Genomic DNA, 16,338 nt, shown 5'->3' with positions numbered 1-16,338 from the left:
CGCACGTGCACTGCCGACTGCTCAATGCGCGGACTCGAAGAGCCCGAGTTGGAGCTCTTCCGCGCGCGTAAAGGGAATGGGATACTTTTCGGTGAAACAGGCATTACAGTATTGATCGGGTGTTCCGGGCGCAGCCTTGAGCATGCCGTCGAGGCTGAGATAGGCCAACGAGTCGGCGGTGATGTATTTGCGGATCTCCTCTGCGGAATGATTGGACGCGATCAGTTCTTTCTTCGTGGGAGTATCGATGCCGTAGAAACAGGGCGAGACGATTGGCGGCGAGCTGATGCGCATGTGCACTTCCTTGGCGCCGGCCTGCCGGATCATCTTCACGATCTTCCGGCTGGTCGTCCCGCGGACGAGCGAATCGTCCACGACCACCACCCGCTTCCCTTCCAGCACTTCGGGCACGGCGTTCAGCTTCACCTTGACGCCGAAGTGCCGGATCGACTGTTCCGGCTCGATGAACGTCCGCCCGACGTAATGGTTGCGGATCAAGCCGGTCTCGAACCGGATGCCGCCGCCCTCCGCATAGCCCAGCGCGGCCGGCACGCCGGAGTCCGGCACGGGAATGACGATATCGGCCGGCACCCAGGATTCGTGGGCCAGCTGCCGCCCCAGCGCCTTGCGGATCGCGTAGACGGCGTTCGCGCCGAAGATGCGGCTGTCGGGCCGGGCGAAATAGACGTACTCGAAGACGCACATGGCGGGATGCGTTTTGGCGAACGGCCGGTGGCTGTCGAGCCCTTGATCGCTGATGACGACGAGCTCCCCCGGCTCGATCTCACGCACATATTCCGCATCCAACAGATCGAACGCGCAGGTCTCGGAGGCCACGATCCAACTGCTGCGCACGCGGCCGAGGCACAGGGGCCGCAAACCGTGTGGATCGCGGGCGGCGATCAGGCCGTTGTCGGTCATCAGCACGACCGAGAAGGCGCCGCGCACCTGACTGAGCGCGTCCACCACGCGGGCAAGAAAGGTGTCGGCCCGCGAATGGGCGATCAGGTGGATGATGACCTCACTGTCCGAGGTGGATTGGAAAATCGCCCCGTAGGCTTCCAGCTCGTTGCGGAGCACCTGCGCATTGATGAGATTGCCGTTGTGCGCGAGCGCGAGATTGCCGAACGCGAAATTGACGGTGAGCGGCTGGACGTTTTTCAGATCGTTCCCGCCGGCCGTGGAATACCGGTTGTGACCGATCGCCATGTGACCGGGCAGCTTGTCCAGCACGGTCTTGTTATAAATGTCGGCGACCAACCCCATCCCCTTGTGCACGAAAAACTGATCGCCGTCGCCCGAGACGATGCCGGAGGCCTCCTGCCCCCGATGCTGGAGGGCGTAGAGGCCGAGGTAGGTCAGGTTCGCGGCCTCTTCATGGTTGTAGATCCCGAAGACGGCGCATTCGTCGTGGAATTTATCGGACGTGATGATCGGCAGCTCTTTCTTCATGTCACTCTATCGGCAGCCGGCTATTCTTGGTTGAGCGTTCGTTCGAGCGAGTACGCCCATCGGTCATACAGCGTCGCGACAGGCAGATCGACGGCCGGGTTCGGTGCTCCGTCTGCGATCGAAATCACGAACCGCTCGCCCGTCACCGTCCCGATCACAGCGGCTGGGACCCCGGCCCTCGACGCCGCGTCGAGGATCGCTTGTCGCCCGCCCGGATCGGCTGACACCACCACCCGGGATGCGCTTTCACCGAACAGCAGCGCGTCTCTTCGCAGCCGCCCAGGCGCTAATCTTATCACAGCGCCGCGCATTCCACTCGGTCCGGAGCAGCAGCTTTCCGCCAAGGCGACGGTCAGCCCGCCGTCCGAGCAGTCGTGCGCGGAGCGGATCAGCCCGCCGCGGATCAGGGCTAAGACGCAGGCCTGCAGCGCTTTCTCCGTGTCCATATTGAGGAAGGGCGGCGAACCCTGCTCTCTGGCATGCATGACCTTGAGGTATTCAGTCCCTCCCAAGTCTTCGCGCGTCGTGCCGAGCAGAATGATATCGTCGCCCTCCTGCTTGAACCATTGCGTCATGGCGCGATCGGCTTCCTCGATCAATCCGACCATGCCGAGCATCGGCGTCGGATAGATCGACAGTCCGTTCGTCTCGTTGTAGAAGCTCACGTTGCCGCTCACGATCGGGACAGAGAAAGATTCGCAGGCGTCTTTCAGCCCCTCGATCACGAGCACGAACTGCCACATGATGTCGGGCCGCTCCGGATTGCCGAAGTTCAGGCAATCCGTCAGCCCGATCGGCTCGGCTCCCGAGCACACCAGATTCCGCGCCGCCTCCGCCACAGCCAGGCGCGCGCCTTCATAGGGATGCAGGAGGCAGTACCGGCTGTTGCAATCCACCGTCATCGCGACGGCCTTGTTCGTGCCTTTGATGCGGACCACCGCGGCATCCGATCCCGGCCGGACCATCGTATTCGTGCGCACCATATGGTCGTATTGTTCATAGACCCACCGCTTGCTCGCGATCGTCGGCGACTCCAACAAGGCGAGCAACGCCTGATTTGCATCTTTCACGTCCGGCAGGGCGTCATAGTTCAAGGCGGTCAACATGTCTTGGTAGGCCGGAGGAGAATAGGGCCGTTCATAGCGCGGGCCGTCGTCGGCCAACGCTTTCGCCGGAATCCCGGCGACGACCTTCCCTTGGTCCTTGACACGCAACAGACCGTCGCTCGTCACGCGGCCCACAACCGCCACATCGAGGTCCCACTTCTTGCAGATCCGGATACATTCGTCTTCCTTGCCCGCCTTGGCCACCATCAACATCCGTTCCTGTGATTCGGACAGCATGAGCTCATAGGGCGTCATGCCGGGCTCCCGGCGCGGCACGTGGGTGAGATCCAGCTCGATGCCATTGCCGGCGCGCGACGCCATTTCGCAGGAGGAGCTCGTCAAGCCGGCGGCCCCCATGTCCTGAATACCGACCAGCAAATCGTTCGCCATCAATTCGAGCGTCGCTTCCAGCAGCAGCTTTTCGGTAAAGGGATCGCCCACCTGGACCGTCGGCCGCTTCTGTTCGGATTCATCGTCGAACGAGTCGGACGCCATCGTCGCGCCATGGATGCCGTCGCGTCCCGTCTTCGAGCCGAAATAGATGACCGGGTTGCCGACACCGGCAGCCGTCCCGCGGAAGATCTTGTCCTTGTGCGCGATGCCGAGGCAAAAGACGTTCACCAGCGGATTCAACGAATAGATGTCGTTGAACACGACCTCGCCGCCCACCGTCGGCACCCCCATGCAGTTCCCGTAACCGGCGATGCCGGCCACGACGCCTTTCATCAAATGCCGGTTCTTCGGCGTATCGAGGCCGCCGAACCGGAGCGAATCCAGCAACGCGATCGGCCGCGCGCCCATCGTAAAAATATCCCGCAGGATACCGCCCACCCCCGTCGCCGCGCCTTGATACGGTTCAATAAACGACGGATGGTTGTGCGACTCCATCTTGAAGACGACGCAGAGCCCGTCGCCGATATCCACCGCGCCCGCGTTCTCGCCGGGCCCCTGCACGACCCGCGGCCCCGTCGTCGGCAGCTTCTTCAAATGAACGCGCGAGCTCTTATAGGAGCAATGCTCCGACCACATGACGGAGAACATGCCGAGCTCCGTCAGATTCGGCTCACGCCCGAGAATGTCGAGAATCTTCTGGTATTCCTCATCCGTCAGATTGTGCTGCGCGATGAGGTCTTTGGTGATAATCATTCCGTTACGTCCCATTGGCCGGGCTTGTAATGCATCATGAGGTCACGACTTGCATGAATGATGGCCTCGATATAGCACGTGTCCTGACGAATTTCGTAAATGATCCGATAGGCGCCGTGAATGAGTTCGCGCAGGTTGGGCATCTCGTACTCTGGAACAACTCTGCCAAGAGACGGATATTCCTTTAAAACTCGCGGTGCCTGGACCAATCGCTTTGAAAACCGCTCCGCATAGCGCGGAGAATCCATGGCAATGTATCTGACGATGACTTCTAAATCCTTTAATGCTGGCCCGGTCCAGACGACTTTAGCCACTGATCAACCCTCTTTTCCGCCTCTTCCTGGGAAATGATGTCACCGGCATCCGCAGCTGCCATTCCCCGCTCGATCTTCTCTCTCACATAGATGTGATACTGAATATCCTCCCAGGTGCAGTCCTCAGGAAGCGCCTCTAGCATCTTTCTCATTTCTTCTTTGACCGTGGCTTTGCTCATAACGTCCTCCTATCATACCGGAGCGCAGTGAGTATCTGATCGCGGCTGATTTGATAGGCCTCTTCTACTGTTTCAAGCGTTTCATCCACGGCAAGCGCCCCGATCACCGTTGCCACATCGATTCGTGTCCCGGTTAAGCATGGCTTCCCGAATCTAATGTGAGGATCCATCGAGATTCCCGGATAGATCTCCATGGTTAGCTCCTCCTGCTGCCACCCTCGATCATTTCGATCACATGAGAGAGTGGAAGACCTCTCCCTGCATCTACCTCTGCCAGGGCTGCCAGAATTCCATTTTCTTCTTCTTCCGTCAGCTCGTCGTCCTCTTGATCAGGCTGCGCGCTACAATCTTGGATCATTTCTGTATATTCCCCATACTCACCGAGCAGTTACATTGCGGCTTCTTTGGCCAAAGGCTCGGATACGCACGCTCTTCACACCTGATCCAGCAGCAAGAAGTATTGGTCTCGCGAAAGGCTAGCCGTGCGCAAATTGTTCTTGATGATGAACACAGGCACTTCATCTCAATCGGGCATTACGACGGGCCTCGGGATGCCGAACTTTACGTACAGAAGTGATGGTTCTCACAAGTTTGAATCCTGCTTTCTCGAATACCTTACGAAGTCTCGATGCCGGTATCGAAATGATCCGCGGCATCGCCTTATGCCGATAAGGACATCACTTCGGTTGATACAATGCGGGGGGACTTCCATCCGCCATCAGCAGCACGTTGATATCCTGCTTCTTTTAAGATGTCGTCCAACGTTCCCAACTTATCAGCCTCTTCGATGAAGAGCCGCACGGCGGTCTTTAGATTTCGCCGCGCTTCATCGACGTCCTTCCCGCAACTTGAGACATCCAATTCCGGACAATACGCTATATAAGACTTGCCTTCTTGGAAGATAATGGCATCGAATTCAATCGGCTTCATCAGTCAGCCCTTTCAGCAACAGAGGTACCGCCTTGCACCCGAGAATCTCGACGATCTTTTTGTACTTGTCGTCCGTCAGATTGTGCCTGGCGATGACGTTTTCAGTTGATACGGGCATGCTGAGATTAATGCGAATTTTGAAGCTTTATCGTGAAATATTGTCCGCCATTGCCCTAACTATTTCACTATACGCGTCTAATAAAGTAATCGGTGTTGTCTGGCTGACTATGGAAAAGTTTGAAGGTATTTTGCGAAGCAAAAAACCGCCGGGCGTCTCAGGCTTGTACGCGCCGTACAGGTCTCTAATAAGGATCCGGAATTGCGCCTCCGCATGGCTCGATCTATGTGCTATACGGTTCCGGATTTTCCTCATCTGCTCAATGTACACTGAGCCTGCTGTAAGCGGCCCTTCAAATGGCCTTCCATCGCAGAAAAACCTTTTGGCCCTGTTTCTTATGGCATCCGCAACAGACCATTCGACGAATGAATTACGTTCTCCCTTCAAGATTTCAAAAGCTTGCCTTCTGGTCTGCACATCAAGTAAAGACCTCGCTCCCCTAGTGCCCTTTTTCGCTCCAACCAGGAGAGTTATGAAGGCCTCCTCTAAAAACTCTTCCCACGCGAGGTGAATTTTAAAGAATGACAAAGCTGCCAAATCACATACATGACTTTTCAATATAGGTCGATAGTGGACACCAACTAAGCGCTTCCAAGACCGACATGAATCTAGAAGGCACCTCGCCTCAGAAACACTTACGTCAAGGTCCTTTCTTGCCCTTCTTAGCAAGAACGATACAGACATCCTCAAGTCTTTAGAAAGCAGACCTTATACATTCGTAAAGTACCTTATGACGAATAGTTCGCTCTCTCTTGTCATTTGTATGTTTAGTGGACGCATCGACAAATTCACTTATTCTCTCCTCTTCACTTTCGAACTGGTCGCTAAGACGGAGTAGGTTTTTCCTGATTAACGGGCAGCTCTCCCGACTTATCTTCCTAGGATGCTTTCCGATTGGACTATCAGGGAGCCCGTACGTGAGGTCGAAAAACGACAAAAAGAGCGAATAGAACAAGACACGCCCTGAGTAGATTGAGGTTGAGAGCTGCTCACCCAGAATTTGAGAGATGAGATCTATAGTCGCCCTAAATTGTTTTTTCACAATGCCTTTGGCAGGGAAATCTTCGTCGTATTTCTCATAAAACTTCCGAAGTTTTTCCTTCTTAGCCTGAAGTCCGTCAAGCATTGCAACGACAAGCTCTGAAACCAGCTCAGCCTCGGCCATTCTTATGATTTGTCTATCAGTCAGAATCCCGTTCTCGCGCCAAAAATTGAGATGCTCAAATCCAAGTTTGTATACCGTCCTCTTGAACTGACCATAGAAAGCTGCATTAAGAAGCTCCTGATCGGTTAACTTTTGAGAGTAGGTGTTAAGACGTGCAAATATGTCTAGCACATCAGCGTCTGTGGCACCCTCTAACAGGACAACAGAGAATTCATACGACAGAAAATCGTTCTGAACTTCTTTGGGAAGCTCCGCAAAGGTTTTGCCACCGTATTTCGGATGGATAGACTTGTCTAACCTGAAAGGCTTTTCACTATCTTTAGGATCTATAAAATCAAGAACGGCATTCAATCGTTGCTGCCCGTCAACCACTTCACGAACGGTTTTCCTCTTCAAAGGATCAATTTGCTGTCGAATAAAGATCAAAGGAACGGGTAGCCCCTCAAGGATCGTATCTAGTAAGTGCGATTTGGCTTTATGAGACCAAACGTCTCTCCTTTGAAATTTCGGCTGTAAGACAAGCTCTGATCTTTGATGCCAAGAAAGAAAATCGTTGACGCTATAGCCACGTGGTTTATGTGTGCTCATCAGCTTATCGCTACTGGAGTGCCTTTTATCTTCTTAATTCCTTCCACCATCGACGCCAAAATCAGCCGCCCATCCTCATTCCCCAACACCGACTCCGCAGAGCGCTCCGGATGCGGCATCATGCCCAGCACGTTGCCTTCGGCGTTGCGGATGCCGGCGATGTTGTCGAGCGAGCCGTTGGGATTCGCTTCCGGCGTCACGTTGCCGTCTTGATCGCAATAGCGGAAGACGACTTGGGCGTTCGCCTGCAAGCCGGCCAGCGTGACGGGGTCGGTGTAGTAATTGCCGTCGGCGTGGGCGATCGGGATCTTGAGGATCTGGCCGGGCCGGCAGGCGCTCGTAAACGGCGTGGCCGCGTTCTCGACCCGCAGATAGATGTCCTTGCAGATGAAGTGGAGCGACTTGTTCCGGAGCATGGCGCCCGGCAAGAGGCCGGCTTCCAGGAGAATTTGAAAACCGTTACAGATGCCGAGTACCAGTCCACCGTCGGTCGCAAACTGTTTGACCGCGCTCATGACCGGAGAGAAGCGGGCAATCGCGCCGGTACGCAGGTAATCACCATAGGAAAAGCCGCCGGGCAAAATCACGCCATCGAGGCCGACCAGCGATGTCTCCTTGTGCCAGACCATCGTCACGTCCTGCCCCAACACGTCCTTAAAAACATGCTCGCAATCGTGATCGCAGTTACTGCCTGGGAAAACCACCACTCCGATGTTCATAATTCCTCAATGGCGTGTCACACGAACAGAGGAGAACTCTTCTTACGTCCGTGCCATCAGCTATCGGCCATCAGCTCCTATCCCAGCTCGTACCGGTATTCTTCCACGATCGTATTGGCCAGCAGCTTCTCGCACATCTGCTTCACCTCCACTTCAGCCTTGGCCTTATCTTTCTCATTCAATTCCACTTCCATGTACTTGCCGACCCGCACGTTGGCCGCGCTTTTGAACCCCAATGAATCCAGCGCATGTTCGATCGCCTTGCCTTGGGGATCGAGAATCCCTTGCTTCAGCGTAATGTGAATTTTCGCCTTCACTCCTTTACCCCCTCACCCTTCCCTCTCCCCCAAGGGGCGAGGGAACTGCTTTCAGTCAGACTTCGCGTCACGGATTCTTCTGCTCGGACGCCTTCGCAAGCCCATCGATATATCTTCTGATCCGAAAGATGCCGGCCACCGTGGCCACACCCGCCAACGACAACGCAACAAACACCCAGCGCCACGGCGACTCATCCAGGTGGTAAGCCATCAACGCCACAACCGCGGCCCAGACGACCACGGCTGCGACGAGGCCGTAATTCATGAAGTATTGGAGAAAGCCTTTCACTTTTTCTTCTCCACCTTACCCTATAGGAGGGTGGGAGGGTTGCTCTCTACTGCGCGCATGCAGCGAGCACCGCCCACCAGAGATCATTTGATTACTCCTGGTGCGCGCTGCGCGAGCAAAGAGAGCGATCCTCCCGCCCTCACCCGCACACCCGACGCAGCACCTCCTGATACGCCTCTTCGATCTTCCCCATGTCCTTCCGGAACCGGTCCTTGTCCATGGATTCGCCGGTGGACATGTCCCAGAGGCGGCAGGTGTCGGGCGAAATCTCGTCCGCAAGGACCAGTTTGTTATGGAAGACACCGAACTCCAGCTTGAAATCGACGAGCTGCATCTTCCGCTCGGCAAAGAAGGGCTTGAGGACCGTGTTGATTGAATGACCGAGTTCACGCAGCTCACGCAAGACAGCGGGCGTCGCGACTTTCATCAGCCGAAGATGATCGTCGTTGACCAGCGGATCGCCCAGCGCGTCGTTCTTATAATAGAACTCGATGATCGCCGGCTCGATGCGATCGCCCTCTCTCAGCCCCAAGCGTTTGGCCAGGCTCCCGGCCACGACATTGCGCACCACCACTTCGACCGGCACGATGGTGACTTTCTTCGTCAGCATCTCCCGGTCGCTCAGCCGTTCGATGAAATGGGTCGGAATGCCCTCGGCTTCCAACAGCTTGAAGAGCCGCTCGGAGACTTTGTTGTTGACGATGCCCTTCTCGACGATCGTCCCGCGCTTCTGCGCGTTGAACGCCGTGGCGTCATCCTTGAAATACTGCATCACCTGGTCGGGCCGCGCCGTGGCGAAGATCTTCTTCGCCTTGCCTTCGTACAGCATTTCGCCGATGCCGCCCATGCCAGCCTCGCTCACATCTCATCCGGCGCTACTGCGCCAGGGTTTCGATCAGTTGATCCAGGCTCTTCACGGTGCCGATGAACGTCGGATTGCCGAAACGGCGGTTGTGCTTCGCCTCTTTCACCTGCTGCAAAGCCAGGATCAAGCTCTGAAAATCGTCGAGCTTGGCCGTCTCGAAGTAGGTGATGAAATCGAAATCGTCCAGGCCGGTCGCGTGATAGAGCTTCCGCTTGACCGTCTTATGATACGGCAGCGCCGCCGCCGTATGTTCCTGCATCATCGCCGCCCGCTTGTCGTGCGCCAGCGACCACCACTCCGCATCCTTCCGGATCGGAATCACGATGGCATAGGGACCCGACTCACTCGGCGCTTTGAGGTCGTTCTTCATCGGCTCGGGAAATCCCGGCACGTAATTGGCCTTCTTGGTCAAGCCGTGCAGGATCGCCACGGTGTTCAGAAACTTGCCGAAGAGGCTCGCCTGCAGATCCACGAGAAACTGTTGGCTGTCCTTCAACTCCGTCGCGTGCACGCGGAACAAAATGTCCGCATGATCCGACAGTCCGCGCAGGAGATACAGGTCGATCGCCATTTTTTCGCGATACTGTTCAATGACGCCCTTCAAGGCGGTCAGATGGGCGATCCGGGCCGACTGCTCCAGCCTGGCCCAATCGGCATCGACACGATAGGCGGCGAAGGTGCCGTAGACGCCGGGGTCCGACAGCAGCTTATCCCGATCGACGGCCCACGAGTCGAACCCGACCAGAAGCATGCCCAGCGAGACCAAGAGTCCTATGAAAAGTGCCCGCGCTCTACTCATCATCTTGCGCCTCGTCTGCCGCCGCTGGTTGTCGGGGTCCGCCTCGAAAAGACCCGGCGATAGATCTCGTCGAGATGCCGTAAATAGTATGTGGGAGTGAAGCACGCGGCCATGTCGCGCTTCGAAAGATGCCGGCTGATGAAGGGATCTTTGCCGACCAGCTCCTGCAGGGTGCCCGCCCCGCGCCAGGAGGCCATCGCATTGCGCTGCACGGCCTCGTAGGATTCTTTTCGCTGCGCGCCCTTCTCGATCAGCGCCAGCAGCAGCCGCTGGGAATACACCAGCCCGCCGGTCAGTTCCAGGTTCCGCTTCATCCGCTCGGGATAGACGACCAGATGCTTGATGAGATCCGTCACCCGCGCCAGCATATAGTCGATCAGGATCGTGCTGTCCGGCATGATGACCCGCTCGACGGACGAATGGCTGATGTCGCGTTCATGCCAGAGGGCGACGTTTTCCATCGCCGCCAAGCTATTCGACCGCACCAGCCTGGCTAAGCCGCATAGATTTTCCGACACAATCGGGTTCCGCTTGTGCGGCATGGCCGACGAGCCCTTCTGGCCCTCCGAGAAGAACTCTTCCGCTTCCAGCACTTCCGTCCGTTGGAGATGGCGGATTTCGACGGCGATCTTTTCGATGCTGGCCGCCAACAGCGCAAGCGCCGTGGCGTAGGCGGCATGGCGGTCGCGCTGGACTACTTGATTCGAGACGGGGTCCGGTTTCAAGCCCAGCTTGGCGCAGACATATTCTTCGATCTCCGGCGCCTGGTGCGCGAAGGTCCCCATGGCGCCGGACAACTTGCCGACGGCGATTTCGCCCCGCACCGCCTGAAGCCGTTCGTAATGCCGGCGGAACTCCTCGTACCAGACGGCCAGTTTGAACCCGAACGAGATCGGCTCGCCATGGATCCCGTGCGAGCGTCCCACCATCACCGTGTTCTTGTGCCGCAACGCCTGCCGCTTCAAGACGGCCAGGAACCCGTCCACGCTCTCCAGAATGAGATCGAGCGCCTCCGTCATTTGGATCGCCAACGACGTATCGACGATGTCCGAAGAAGTGAGTCCCATATGGAGGAACCGATGCTCGGGGCCGACGGAATCCATGAGCGATTCCAGGAACGCGATCACGTCATGCTTCGTCACCTGCTCGATTTCGGCGATCCGTTCGACGTTGATCTTGGCTTTCTTGCGGATCTTCGCGGCCGTCCCGCGCGGCGCCCGGCCGGCGCGCTCGAAGGCGGCGCAGGCCTGCAACTCCACTTCGAGCCAGATCTCATACTTGTGTTTGAGATCCCAAACGGCCTTCATGTGGTGACGGGAATACCGGTCGATCACGAGCCAGCCCTCCTCCATACCGGCCGATCGGGATGCGCCCGCTTTTCGGCGAGCCGCGCATCCGTCGTCAAGACTTTGTCCAGCAATCCGTTCACAAACTTCGATGCCTCGTCGTCGCCGAAGCTCTTCGCAAGCTCGATCGATTCATCCATGGTGACTTTCGCCGGCACGTCGTCCATCCACAGCAACTCAAAGAGACCCGCCCGTAAGATGTTCCGATCGACAATCGGCATCCTACCGACCGTCCAATTCGTCGCATACTTGCCGATAAGGGCGTCCAACTCCTTCTTGTGATCGAGCACGCCCTGCACGACTTGCTCGGTGAACGGCTTGGTATCGTCGCCTTCGGGCGCCTGCTTCCAAAACTCGTCCAACCACAGGCCCGGCTTGCCGTGGATGTCGTACTGAAACAGAATCTGCAATGCCCGTTCGCGGGCCTGGTGTCTGGTTCCCATGTTACGTGGCATGCCGGCGCGCCGCGCGCTTCGGTCGGGACGGGCGCTCGCCGATGGTCGGATCCTGCTCCATCGCTTTGAGTTGTTTCAGCAGCGACGCCATCTCGATCGCCGACTTCGCCGCCTCCCCGCCGCGGTTGAATTTCCCGGGATCGGCCCGTTCGATCGCCTGTGCGACGGTATCGGTCGTCAGTACACCGAAAATAATCGGCACGTCGCTGTCCAGCGCTGCTTGGCCGATGCCCCGGCTCGCCTCCGCGCTGATGTAATCGAAATGCGGCGTATCGCCCCGGATCACCGCGCCCAGGCACACGACGGCATCGAACCGACGGGACTTGCCGAGCGTGCGGGCCACCAATGGAATCTCAAATGCGCCCGGCACACGCACGACCTCGATATCGTGCTCCTTCACCCCGTGCTTCGTGAGCCGGTCCAAACACGACGACAGCAGCTTGCTCGTGACGAACTTGTTGAACTTCGCGACGACGATCCCGAATCGCAGCCCCGTCGCATCGTGATGCCCCTTCCGCAGCTTCATCTTTCGCTTTCTTCTGCGCCTCCACCTCAGAGCGGCGGCTGGTGTACCCTTCTACTGCGCGCATTGAGCCACCACAGCTTTATCGTGGGGGCTCAGCGAGCACGAAGGGCGGGCCGGCTGCCGCTCATTCCCCTCACACTTTTTTCAGAATGTGCCCGAGCTTCTTCTTCTTCGTCCGCAAATACCTCATGTTGGCATCGCGCGGCGGGATCTCGATCGGCACGCGTTCCACGACGCTCAAACCATAGCCGTCGATGCCGACGATCTTGCGCGGATTGTTCGTGATCAGCTTGATCTTATGCAGGCCCAAATTGACGAGGATCTGCGCGCCGACGCCGTACTCCCGCAGATCCGCCTTGAAGCCCAGCTTCAAATTCGCCTCCACCGTATCGCTGCCCTCATCTTGCAATCCGTACGCTCGAATCTTGTTGAGCAGGCCGATTCCACGGCCTTCCTGATTCAGATAGAGCAACACGCCGCGGCCTTCCTTCTCAATGATCTCCATCGCCTTGTGCAGTTGCTCGCGGCAATCGCAGCGCAGTGACCCAAGCGCGTCGGCCGTCAGGCAGCCGGAGTGCACCCGCACCAAGGTCGGCTCGCCGTTGTCCACTCGGCCTTTCACGAGCGCGATGTGCGTGACGTTGTCCACCTGATTCTCAAACGCGACCGCTTCGAATTCCCCGAACATCGTCGGCAGCCGCGCGCTCGCCATGCGTTTGACGAAGGTTTCGCGGCGCATCCGATATTCGATCAGCGACTTGATCGTCACCATTTTGAGCTGGTGCCGCCGGGCGAATTTCGCCAACTCCGGCACACGGGCCATGGTGCCGTCTTCGTTCATGATCTCGCAGATGACGCCCGCCGGATAGAGCCCCGCCAACCGCGCCAGATCCACCGACCCTTCCGTCTGGCCGGCCCGCTTCAGCACGCCGCCCTGTTGTGCTTTGAGCGGAAAAATATGGCCGGGCCGCGCCAGGTCGCTCGGCTTGGATGTGGGATCGATGGCGACGTGCACCGTGGTCGCCCGGTCCGCTGCGGAAATCCCGGTCGTGATGTCCTTGCGCGCATCGATGGACACGGTAAAGGCGGTCCCAAACGTCGCCGTGTTCTCGACCGCCTGCTGCGGCAGTTGTAATTCTTCAACGCGTTCTGGTGTCAGGGCCAAACAAATCAAGCCGCGGGCGTGCCTGGCCATGAAGTTGATGGCCTGCGGCGTCACCTTCTCGGCGGCAATGACGAGATCGCCCTCGTTCTCGCGGTCTTCGTCATCGACCAGGATGACAAACTTGCCCTTTTTGATGTCGCGAATCGCGTCTTCAATACTGTTGAATGGACTCGGCATAACGTTCACCGCTTGCGATCGTGGGATCCTGATTCAACGGAGGACCAATTTATCATTTGACATCGAACATTTATATGGGTTTTTTGGCCTAGCTCTCGCCCGCGGCCGGCGGTGCGTCGGCGCGCAGAGCCATCATCACCGTCCCCCAGGCGCCGATTCCCAGGCCGGCGAAGAGCCAGAGACCGATGTCATAGCTGCCGGTGAGGCCTTTGATCGTGCCGGCCGCCACGGGCAGGAAAAACCCGCCGATCCCGCCGGCGGCGCCCACGACGCCGGACGCCAGCCCGATGTCCTTGGGGAACCACTCGGCGACCAGTTGAAAGACGACGCCATTGCCGAACCCCATCGCCCCCGCGGTCACGACCATCATGAAGACCGCCATGGCAAAAGACGGACTGGTAATCGCCACGATGGCGCCGATGATGAGCGGCAGCACATAATACAGCGTCCGCAGGCCTCCCTGTCGATCGGCGACATACCCGCCAAACGGCCGGATGAGGCTTCCCACCAGCCCGCAGGCGGCGGCCAGCGAACCGGCCAACAGGGCGTCCAATTGATAGACGTCGTGCAGCAGCAACGGGAGCACGCTGCACAGTCCCACGAACCCGCCGAAGGTCACGGCATAGAGAAAGCACAGCCAATAGGCGGCGCGATGCCGGATCAGTCCGGCCGCGCCCTGCCACCAGTGTGCGGCATCATGGCGGCCGGTATCGCGCTCGCGTGGCACGAGCAGCACAAACAACCCCGACGTGACGGCCACGAGACCGGCCATCACGGCACAGACGTGATGCCAATCCAATGTAGAGGCCAGCCGCGGGGCGAAAAACAAGATGAGCACCGTCCCGATATTCCCCGAGGCGGCCAATCCCAGGACCAAGCCCTGCGCCGTCGGTGGATAGGCGCGACCGGCGATCGGCAAGGCAACCGCGAAGCTGGCGCCGGCAATTCCCAGGCAGGCCGCAAAGGCCAGGGCGGCCTGATAGTCGGCGACGCCCTGCCAGCCCCAGAGCAACACCGCCAGTTCCGCAAGAAGGATCACCAGGGCCGTCCGTCTCGCGCCCATCCAGTCGGCGCTCCATCCCGCAATGACGCGGAGCATCGCCCCGCCAAGAAGGGGCAACGCAATCAGCCACGCGGTCTCCTGGTCACTCAGGTGAAGATCCCGCGCCAGCGGAATGCTCAGGGCGCCCATCAGCAGCCACACCATGAAGCTCACGGTGAGATGCAGCCAGGCTCCGGCAAGGGACGGCCAATGGCCGCTTTTCAATACGGTCAGAATCGGCATAGCGAATACGTCTCGTCAGTCCCCGCCGTAACCGTGAAGGCCTGCCCTGAACCCTGAGCTGTCCATGAGGCAAAGGGCCTGCCCCCAGCTTGTCGAAGGGTCGAAGGGCGGCATCATAGGCGACGCACTTTCTTTCGTGCAACTCGCCGCCTGTCACTCCAACTTTTGGCTTCCTGCACCCTTCTGCTATAGTCAGTGATCGGCCATGGCCACACGCAACCGTAAAGAAGAGAAGAGTCAGGAAGCGGTCGAGCCGGAAGTGCTGGAGCCCTCGGTAGAGGAACTGGCCGTCGAACTCCCCGCCGGCGCGCCGCTGAGCGATGCGTCGGCCGACGGCCAAGCGAAGGCCGAGAGCACGGCCGTTGTCCCCGCCACCGGCCTGCAACAGTATCTCGCCGAGGTGCGGCGCTATCCCTATCTCACCAAGGAAGAGGAGCTCATGCTCTTCCACGAGTATCGCACGCAAGGGAGCCGCGAGGCGGCCGTGAAATTGATCCTCGCGAACCTGCGCGTCTCCGTGGCGATCGCCAGCGAATATCTGCACACGGGCGCGGACCACTTGGATTTGATCCAAGAGGGCAACGTCGGCCTCATGCAAGCCATCAAGAAGTTCGATCCGACGAAGAACGTGCGTTTCTACGCCTACGCCGCCTGGTGGTCGCGCGCCTATATTTTGCGCTACCTGCTCAATAATTTCCGCCTGGTGAAAATCGGCACGACGCAGGATCAGCGCAAGCTGTTCTACAACCTCAAGAAAGAAAAGTCGAAGCTGGAACGGGAGGGCTTCGCGCCCGATACAAAATTGCTGGCGGACCGGCTCAACGTCCGCGAACGGGACGTGATCGAGATGGATCAGCGGCTCGGCAATTGGGAGCTGTCATTGGATCAGCCGATCGGCGAAGAGCAGGACAGTACGCTGCTCGATATCCTCCCCTCGCAACAGGTCGCCGCCGACGACCAGATCGCCGACAATGAGCTGCGGGTGCTGTTCCGGAAAAAACTCGCCGAGTTCACCAAAACGCTCGATGAGCGGGAGGAAGATATTCTCCGCAATCGGCTCCTTTCCGAAACCCCGCTGACGTTGGACGATTTGGGCGCCAAATACGGCGTTACCAAGGAGCGGACCCGCCAGTTGGAAGCCCGCATCATCAAGCGCTTGCGCGAGTACATGAAGAAGGACGTGAAGGATTTCGACCGGTTATGAGCACCTCCTCAGCCCTACTATTCTAGTAGCAATACGAAAACTCAATGGGTTAGGATGCTCTTTCCGCATGGGGAGGACCGGCCAAGATTTTTTTGGCCGGGGCCCTTGACTTGGAAGGGCCCGAAACTATCTCTACCCCGAGTTTGAAAGGCGAGGGTTTCCGCACTGCTCGGGGCGCATCGGTCCACAATCG

The 16,338-nt window shown here is 58.3% G+C and carries 20 protein-coding genes; 1 reads left to right on the top strand and 19 read right to left on the bottom strand.

All coding sequences use genetic code 11. From position 1 onward, the window contains the following. Window positions 1-21: 21 nt before the first annotated feature. From purF to NITMOv2_RS06005, 19 genes are all read right to left on the bottom strand, one after another. Window positions 22-1,452, bottom strand: a complete 1,431-nt coding sequence (purF, locus tag NITMOv2_RS06085) for an amidophosphoribosyltransferase (RefSeq protein ID WP_053379023.1) — start codon at window positions 1,450-1,452, stop codon at window positions 22-24. 20 nt (window positions 1,453-1,472) lie between these two features. After that, window positions 1,473-3,704, bottom strand: a complete 2,232-nt coding sequence (gene purL / locus NITMOv2_RS06080; protein WP_053379022.1) for a phosphoribosylformylglycinamidine synthase subunit PurL — start codon at window positions 3,702-3,704, stop codon at window positions 1,473-1,475. Beyond that, window positions 3,701-4,018, bottom strand: coding sequence for a type II toxin-antitoxin system RelE/ParE family toxin (locus NITMOv2_RS22535; RefSeq protein WP_083447795.1), 318 nt, complete (start codon window positions 4,016-4,018; stop codon window positions 3,701-3,703). Before NITMOv2_RS22535 ends, purL begins: the two co-directional genes overlap by 4 nt. Further along, window positions 3,985-4,197: a hypothetical protein gene (locus tag NITMOv2_RS06075; protein WP_053379021.1), complete on the bottom strand. Its 213-nt coding sequence runs from the start codon at window positions 4,195-4,197 to the stop codon at window positions 3,985-3,987. The genes NITMOv2_RS22535 and NITMOv2_RS06075 overlap by 34 nt, the downstream gene beginning before the upstream one ends. Next, window positions 4,194-4,391: a DUF433 domain-containing protein gene (locus NITMOv2_RS06070; RefSeq protein ID WP_053379020.1), complete on the bottom strand. Its 198-nt coding sequence runs from the start codon at window positions 4,389-4,391 to the stop codon at window positions 4,194-4,196. The genes NITMOv2_RS06075 and NITMOv2_RS06070 overlap by 4 nt, the downstream gene beginning before the upstream one ends. A 466-nt stretch (window positions 4,392-4,857) precedes the next feature. Next, window positions 4,858-5,127, bottom strand: coding sequence for a type II toxin-antitoxin system HicB family antitoxin (locus NITMOv2_RS06060; RefSeq protein ID WP_053379018.1), 270 nt, complete (start codon window positions 5,125-5,127; stop codon window positions 4,858-4,860). Beyond that, window positions 5,114-5,245, bottom strand: coding sequence for a hypothetical protein (locus NITMOv2_RS24610; RefSeq protein ID WP_274519504.1), 132 nt, complete (start codon window positions 5,243-5,245; stop codon window positions 5,114-5,116). The genes NITMOv2_RS06060 and NITMOv2_RS24610 overlap by 14 nt, the downstream gene beginning before the upstream one ends. 27 nt (window positions 5,246-5,272) lie before the next feature. Continuing rightward, window positions 5,273-5,929, bottom strand: coding sequence for a hypothetical protein (locus NITMOv2_RS23285; protein ID WP_145976187.1), 657 nt, complete (start codon window positions 5,927-5,929; stop codon window positions 5,273-5,275). A gap of 10 nt (window positions 5,930-5,939) precedes the next feature. After that, window positions 5,940-6,998 carry a DUF262 domain-containing protein gene (locus NITMOv2_RS06055; protein ID WP_083447794.1) on the bottom strand — a complete coding sequence of 353 codons (1,059 nt, stop codon included), beginning with the start codon at window positions 6,996-6,998 and terminating at the stop codon, window positions 5,940-5,942. Further along, entirely contained in the window at window positions 6,998-7,717 is a 720-nt protein-coding gene (gene purQ, locus NITMOv2_RS06050; protein ID WP_053379016.1) for a phosphoribosylformylglycinamidine synthase subunit PurQ, read from the bottom strand. Before purQ ends, NITMOv2_RS06055 begins: the two co-directional genes overlap by 1 nt. Window positions 7,718-7,794: 77 nt before the next feature. Then, window positions 7,795-8,034 (bottom strand): phosphoribosylformylglycinamidine synthase subunit PurS, encoded by a 240-nt coding sequence (gene purS / locus NITMOv2_RS06045; protein WP_053379015.1) that lies wholly within the window; start codon window positions 8,032-8,034, stop codon window positions 7,795-7,797. 67 nt (window positions 8,035-8,101) lie between these two features. Then, window positions 8,102-8,323, bottom strand: coding sequence for a hypothetical protein (locus NITMOv2_RS06040; RefSeq protein WP_053379014.1), 222 nt, complete (start codon window positions 8,321-8,323; stop codon window positions 8,102-8,104). Window positions 8,324-8,462: 139 nt separating this feature from the next. Next, window positions 8,463-9,170 (bottom strand): phosphoribosylaminoimidazolesuccinocarboxamide synthase, encoded by a 708-nt coding sequence (purC, locus tag NITMOv2_RS06035; RefSeq protein ID WP_053379013.1) that lies wholly within the window; start codon window positions 9,168-9,170, stop codon window positions 8,463-8,465. A gap of 28 nt (window positions 9,171-9,198) precedes the next feature. Continuing rightward, window positions 9,199-9,990 (bottom strand): chlorite dismutase family protein, encoded by a 792-nt coding sequence (locus NITMOv2_RS06030; RefSeq protein ID WP_083447793.1) that lies wholly within the window; start codon window positions 9,988-9,990, stop codon window positions 9,199-9,201. Continuing rightward, window positions 9,987-11,321, bottom strand: a complete 1,335-nt coding sequence (purB, locus tag NITMOv2_RS06025; protein WP_053382014.1) for an adenylosuccinate lyase — start codon at window positions 11,319-11,321, stop codon at window positions 9,987-9,989. The genes NITMOv2_RS06030 and purB overlap by 4 nt, the downstream gene beginning before the upstream one ends. Then, window positions 11,318-11,788 carry a transcription antitermination factor NusB gene (nusB, locus tag NITMOv2_RS06020; RefSeq protein ID WP_083447792.1) on the bottom strand — a complete coding sequence of 157 codons (471 nt, stop codon included), beginning with the start codon at window positions 11,786-11,788 and terminating at the stop codon, window positions 11,318-11,320. The genes purB and nusB overlap by 4 nt, the downstream gene beginning before the upstream one ends. Continuing rightward, on the bottom strand, window positions 11,778-12,314 hold the full coding sequence (ribH, locus tag NITMOv2_RS06015; protein WP_083447791.1) for a 6,7-dimethyl-8-ribityllumazine synthase: 537 nt from the start codon (window positions 12,312-12,314) through the stop codon (window positions 11,778-11,780). The genes nusB and ribH overlap by 11 nt, the downstream gene beginning before the upstream one ends. A 133-nt stretch (window positions 12,315-12,447) precedes the next feature. Then, window positions 12,448-13,656, bottom strand: coding sequence for a bifunctional 3,4-dihydroxy-2-butanone-4-phosphate synthase/GTP cyclohydrolase II (locus NITMOv2_RS06010; RefSeq protein ID WP_053379010.1), 1,209 nt, complete (start codon window positions 13,654-13,656; stop codon window positions 12,448-12,450). An 88-nt stretch (window positions 13,657-13,744) separates the two neighbouring features. Continuing rightward, window positions 13,745-14,941 (bottom strand): MFS transporter, encoded by a 1,197-nt coding sequence (locus NITMOv2_RS06005; protein WP_053379009.1) that lies wholly within the window; start codon window positions 14,939-14,941, stop codon window positions 13,745-13,747. 205 nt (window positions 14,942-15,146) lie between these two features. Between NITMOv2_RS06005 and NITMOv2_RS06000 the strand changes: the two genes are divergently transcribed. Continuing rightward, window positions 15,147-16,145, top strand: a complete 999-nt coding sequence (locus tag NITMOv2_RS06000; protein ID WP_053379008.1) for a sigma-70 family RNA polymerase sigma factor — start codon at window positions 15,147-15,149, stop codon at window positions 16,143-16,145. Window positions 16,146-16,338 lie beyond the last annotated feature (193 nt).

It is taken from the genome of Nitrospira moscoviensis, assembly GCF_001273775.1.
GTDB classification, from domain to species: Bacteria; Nitrospirota; Nitrospiria; order Nitrospirales; family Nitrospiraceae; genus Nitrospira_D; species Nitrospira_D moscoviensis.
Note: the sequence above shows the minus strand (reverse complement) of the source record. Positions and strands in the feature narration are given on the sequence as shown.

What these genes read in the sequence shown, in the direction of transcription:
- purF (WP_053379023.1), bottom strand. Translation starts at nt 1,452, where the DNA reads ATGAAGAAAGAGCTGCCGATCATCACGTCCGATAAATTCCACGACGAA.
- purL (WP_053379022.1), bottom strand. Translation starts at nt 3,704, where the DNA reads ATGATTATCACCAAAGACCTCATCGCGCAGCACAATCTGACGGATGAG.
- NITMOv2_RS06075 (WP_053379021.1), bottom strand. Translation starts at nt 4,197, where the DNA reads ATGAGCAAAGCCACGGTCAAAGAAGAAATGAGAAAGATGCTAGAGGCG.
- NITMOv2_RS06070 (WP_053379020.1), bottom strand. Translation starts at nt 4,391, where the DNA reads ATGGAGATCTATCCGGGAATCTCGATGGATCCTCACATTAGATTCGGG.
- NITMOv2_RS06060 (WP_053379018.1), bottom strand. Translation starts at nt 5,127, where the DNA reads ATGAAGCCGATTGAATTCGATGCCATTATCTTCCAAGAAGGCAAGTCT.
- NITMOv2_RS24610 (WP_274519504.1), bottom strand. Translation starts at nt 5,245, where the DNA reads ATGCCCGTATCAACTGAAAACGTCATCGCCAGGCACAATCTGACGGAC.
- NITMOv2_RS23285 (WP_145976187.1), bottom strand. Translation starts at nt 5,929, where the DNA reads ATGTCTGTATCGTTCTTGCTAAGAAGGGCAAGAAAGGACCTTGACGTA.
- NITMOv2_RS06055 (WP_083447794.1), bottom strand. Translation starts at nt 6,998, where the DNA reads ATGAGCACACATAAACCACGTGGCTATAGCGTCAACGATTTTCTTTCT.
- purQ (WP_053379016.1), bottom strand. Translation starts at nt 7,717, where the DNA reads ATGAACATCGGAGTGGTGGTTTTCCCAGGCAGTAACTGCGATCACGAT.
- purC (WP_053379013.1), bottom strand. Translation starts at nt 9,170, where the DNA reads ATGGGCGGCATCGGCGAAATGCTGTACGAAGGCAAGGCGAAGAAGATC.
- NITMOv2_RS06030 (WP_083447793.1), bottom strand. Translation starts at nt 9,990, where the DNA reads ATGATGAGTAGAGCGCGGGCACTTTTCATAGGACTCTTGGTCTCGCTG.
- nusB (WP_083447792.1), bottom strand. Translation starts at nt 11,788, where the DNA reads ATGCCACGTAACATGGGAACCAGACACCAGGCCCGCGAACGGGCATTG.
- ribH (WP_083447791.1), bottom strand. Translation starts at nt 12,314, where the DNA reads ATGAAGCTGCGGAAGGGGCATCACGATGCGACGGGGCTGCGATTCGGG.
- NITMOv2_RS06010 (WP_053379010.1), bottom strand. Translation starts at nt 13,656, where the DNA reads ATGCCGAGTCCATTCAACAGTATTGAAGACGCGATTCGCGACATCAAA.
- NITMOv2_RS06005 (WP_053379009.1), bottom strand. Translation starts at nt 14,941, where the DNA reads ATGCCGATTCTGACCGTATTGAAAAGCGGCCATTGGCCGTCCCTTGCC.
- NITMOv2_RS06000 (WP_053379008.1), top strand. Translation starts at nt 15,147, where the DNA reads ATGGCCACACGCAACCGTAAAGAAGAGAAGAGTCAGGAAGCGGTCGAG.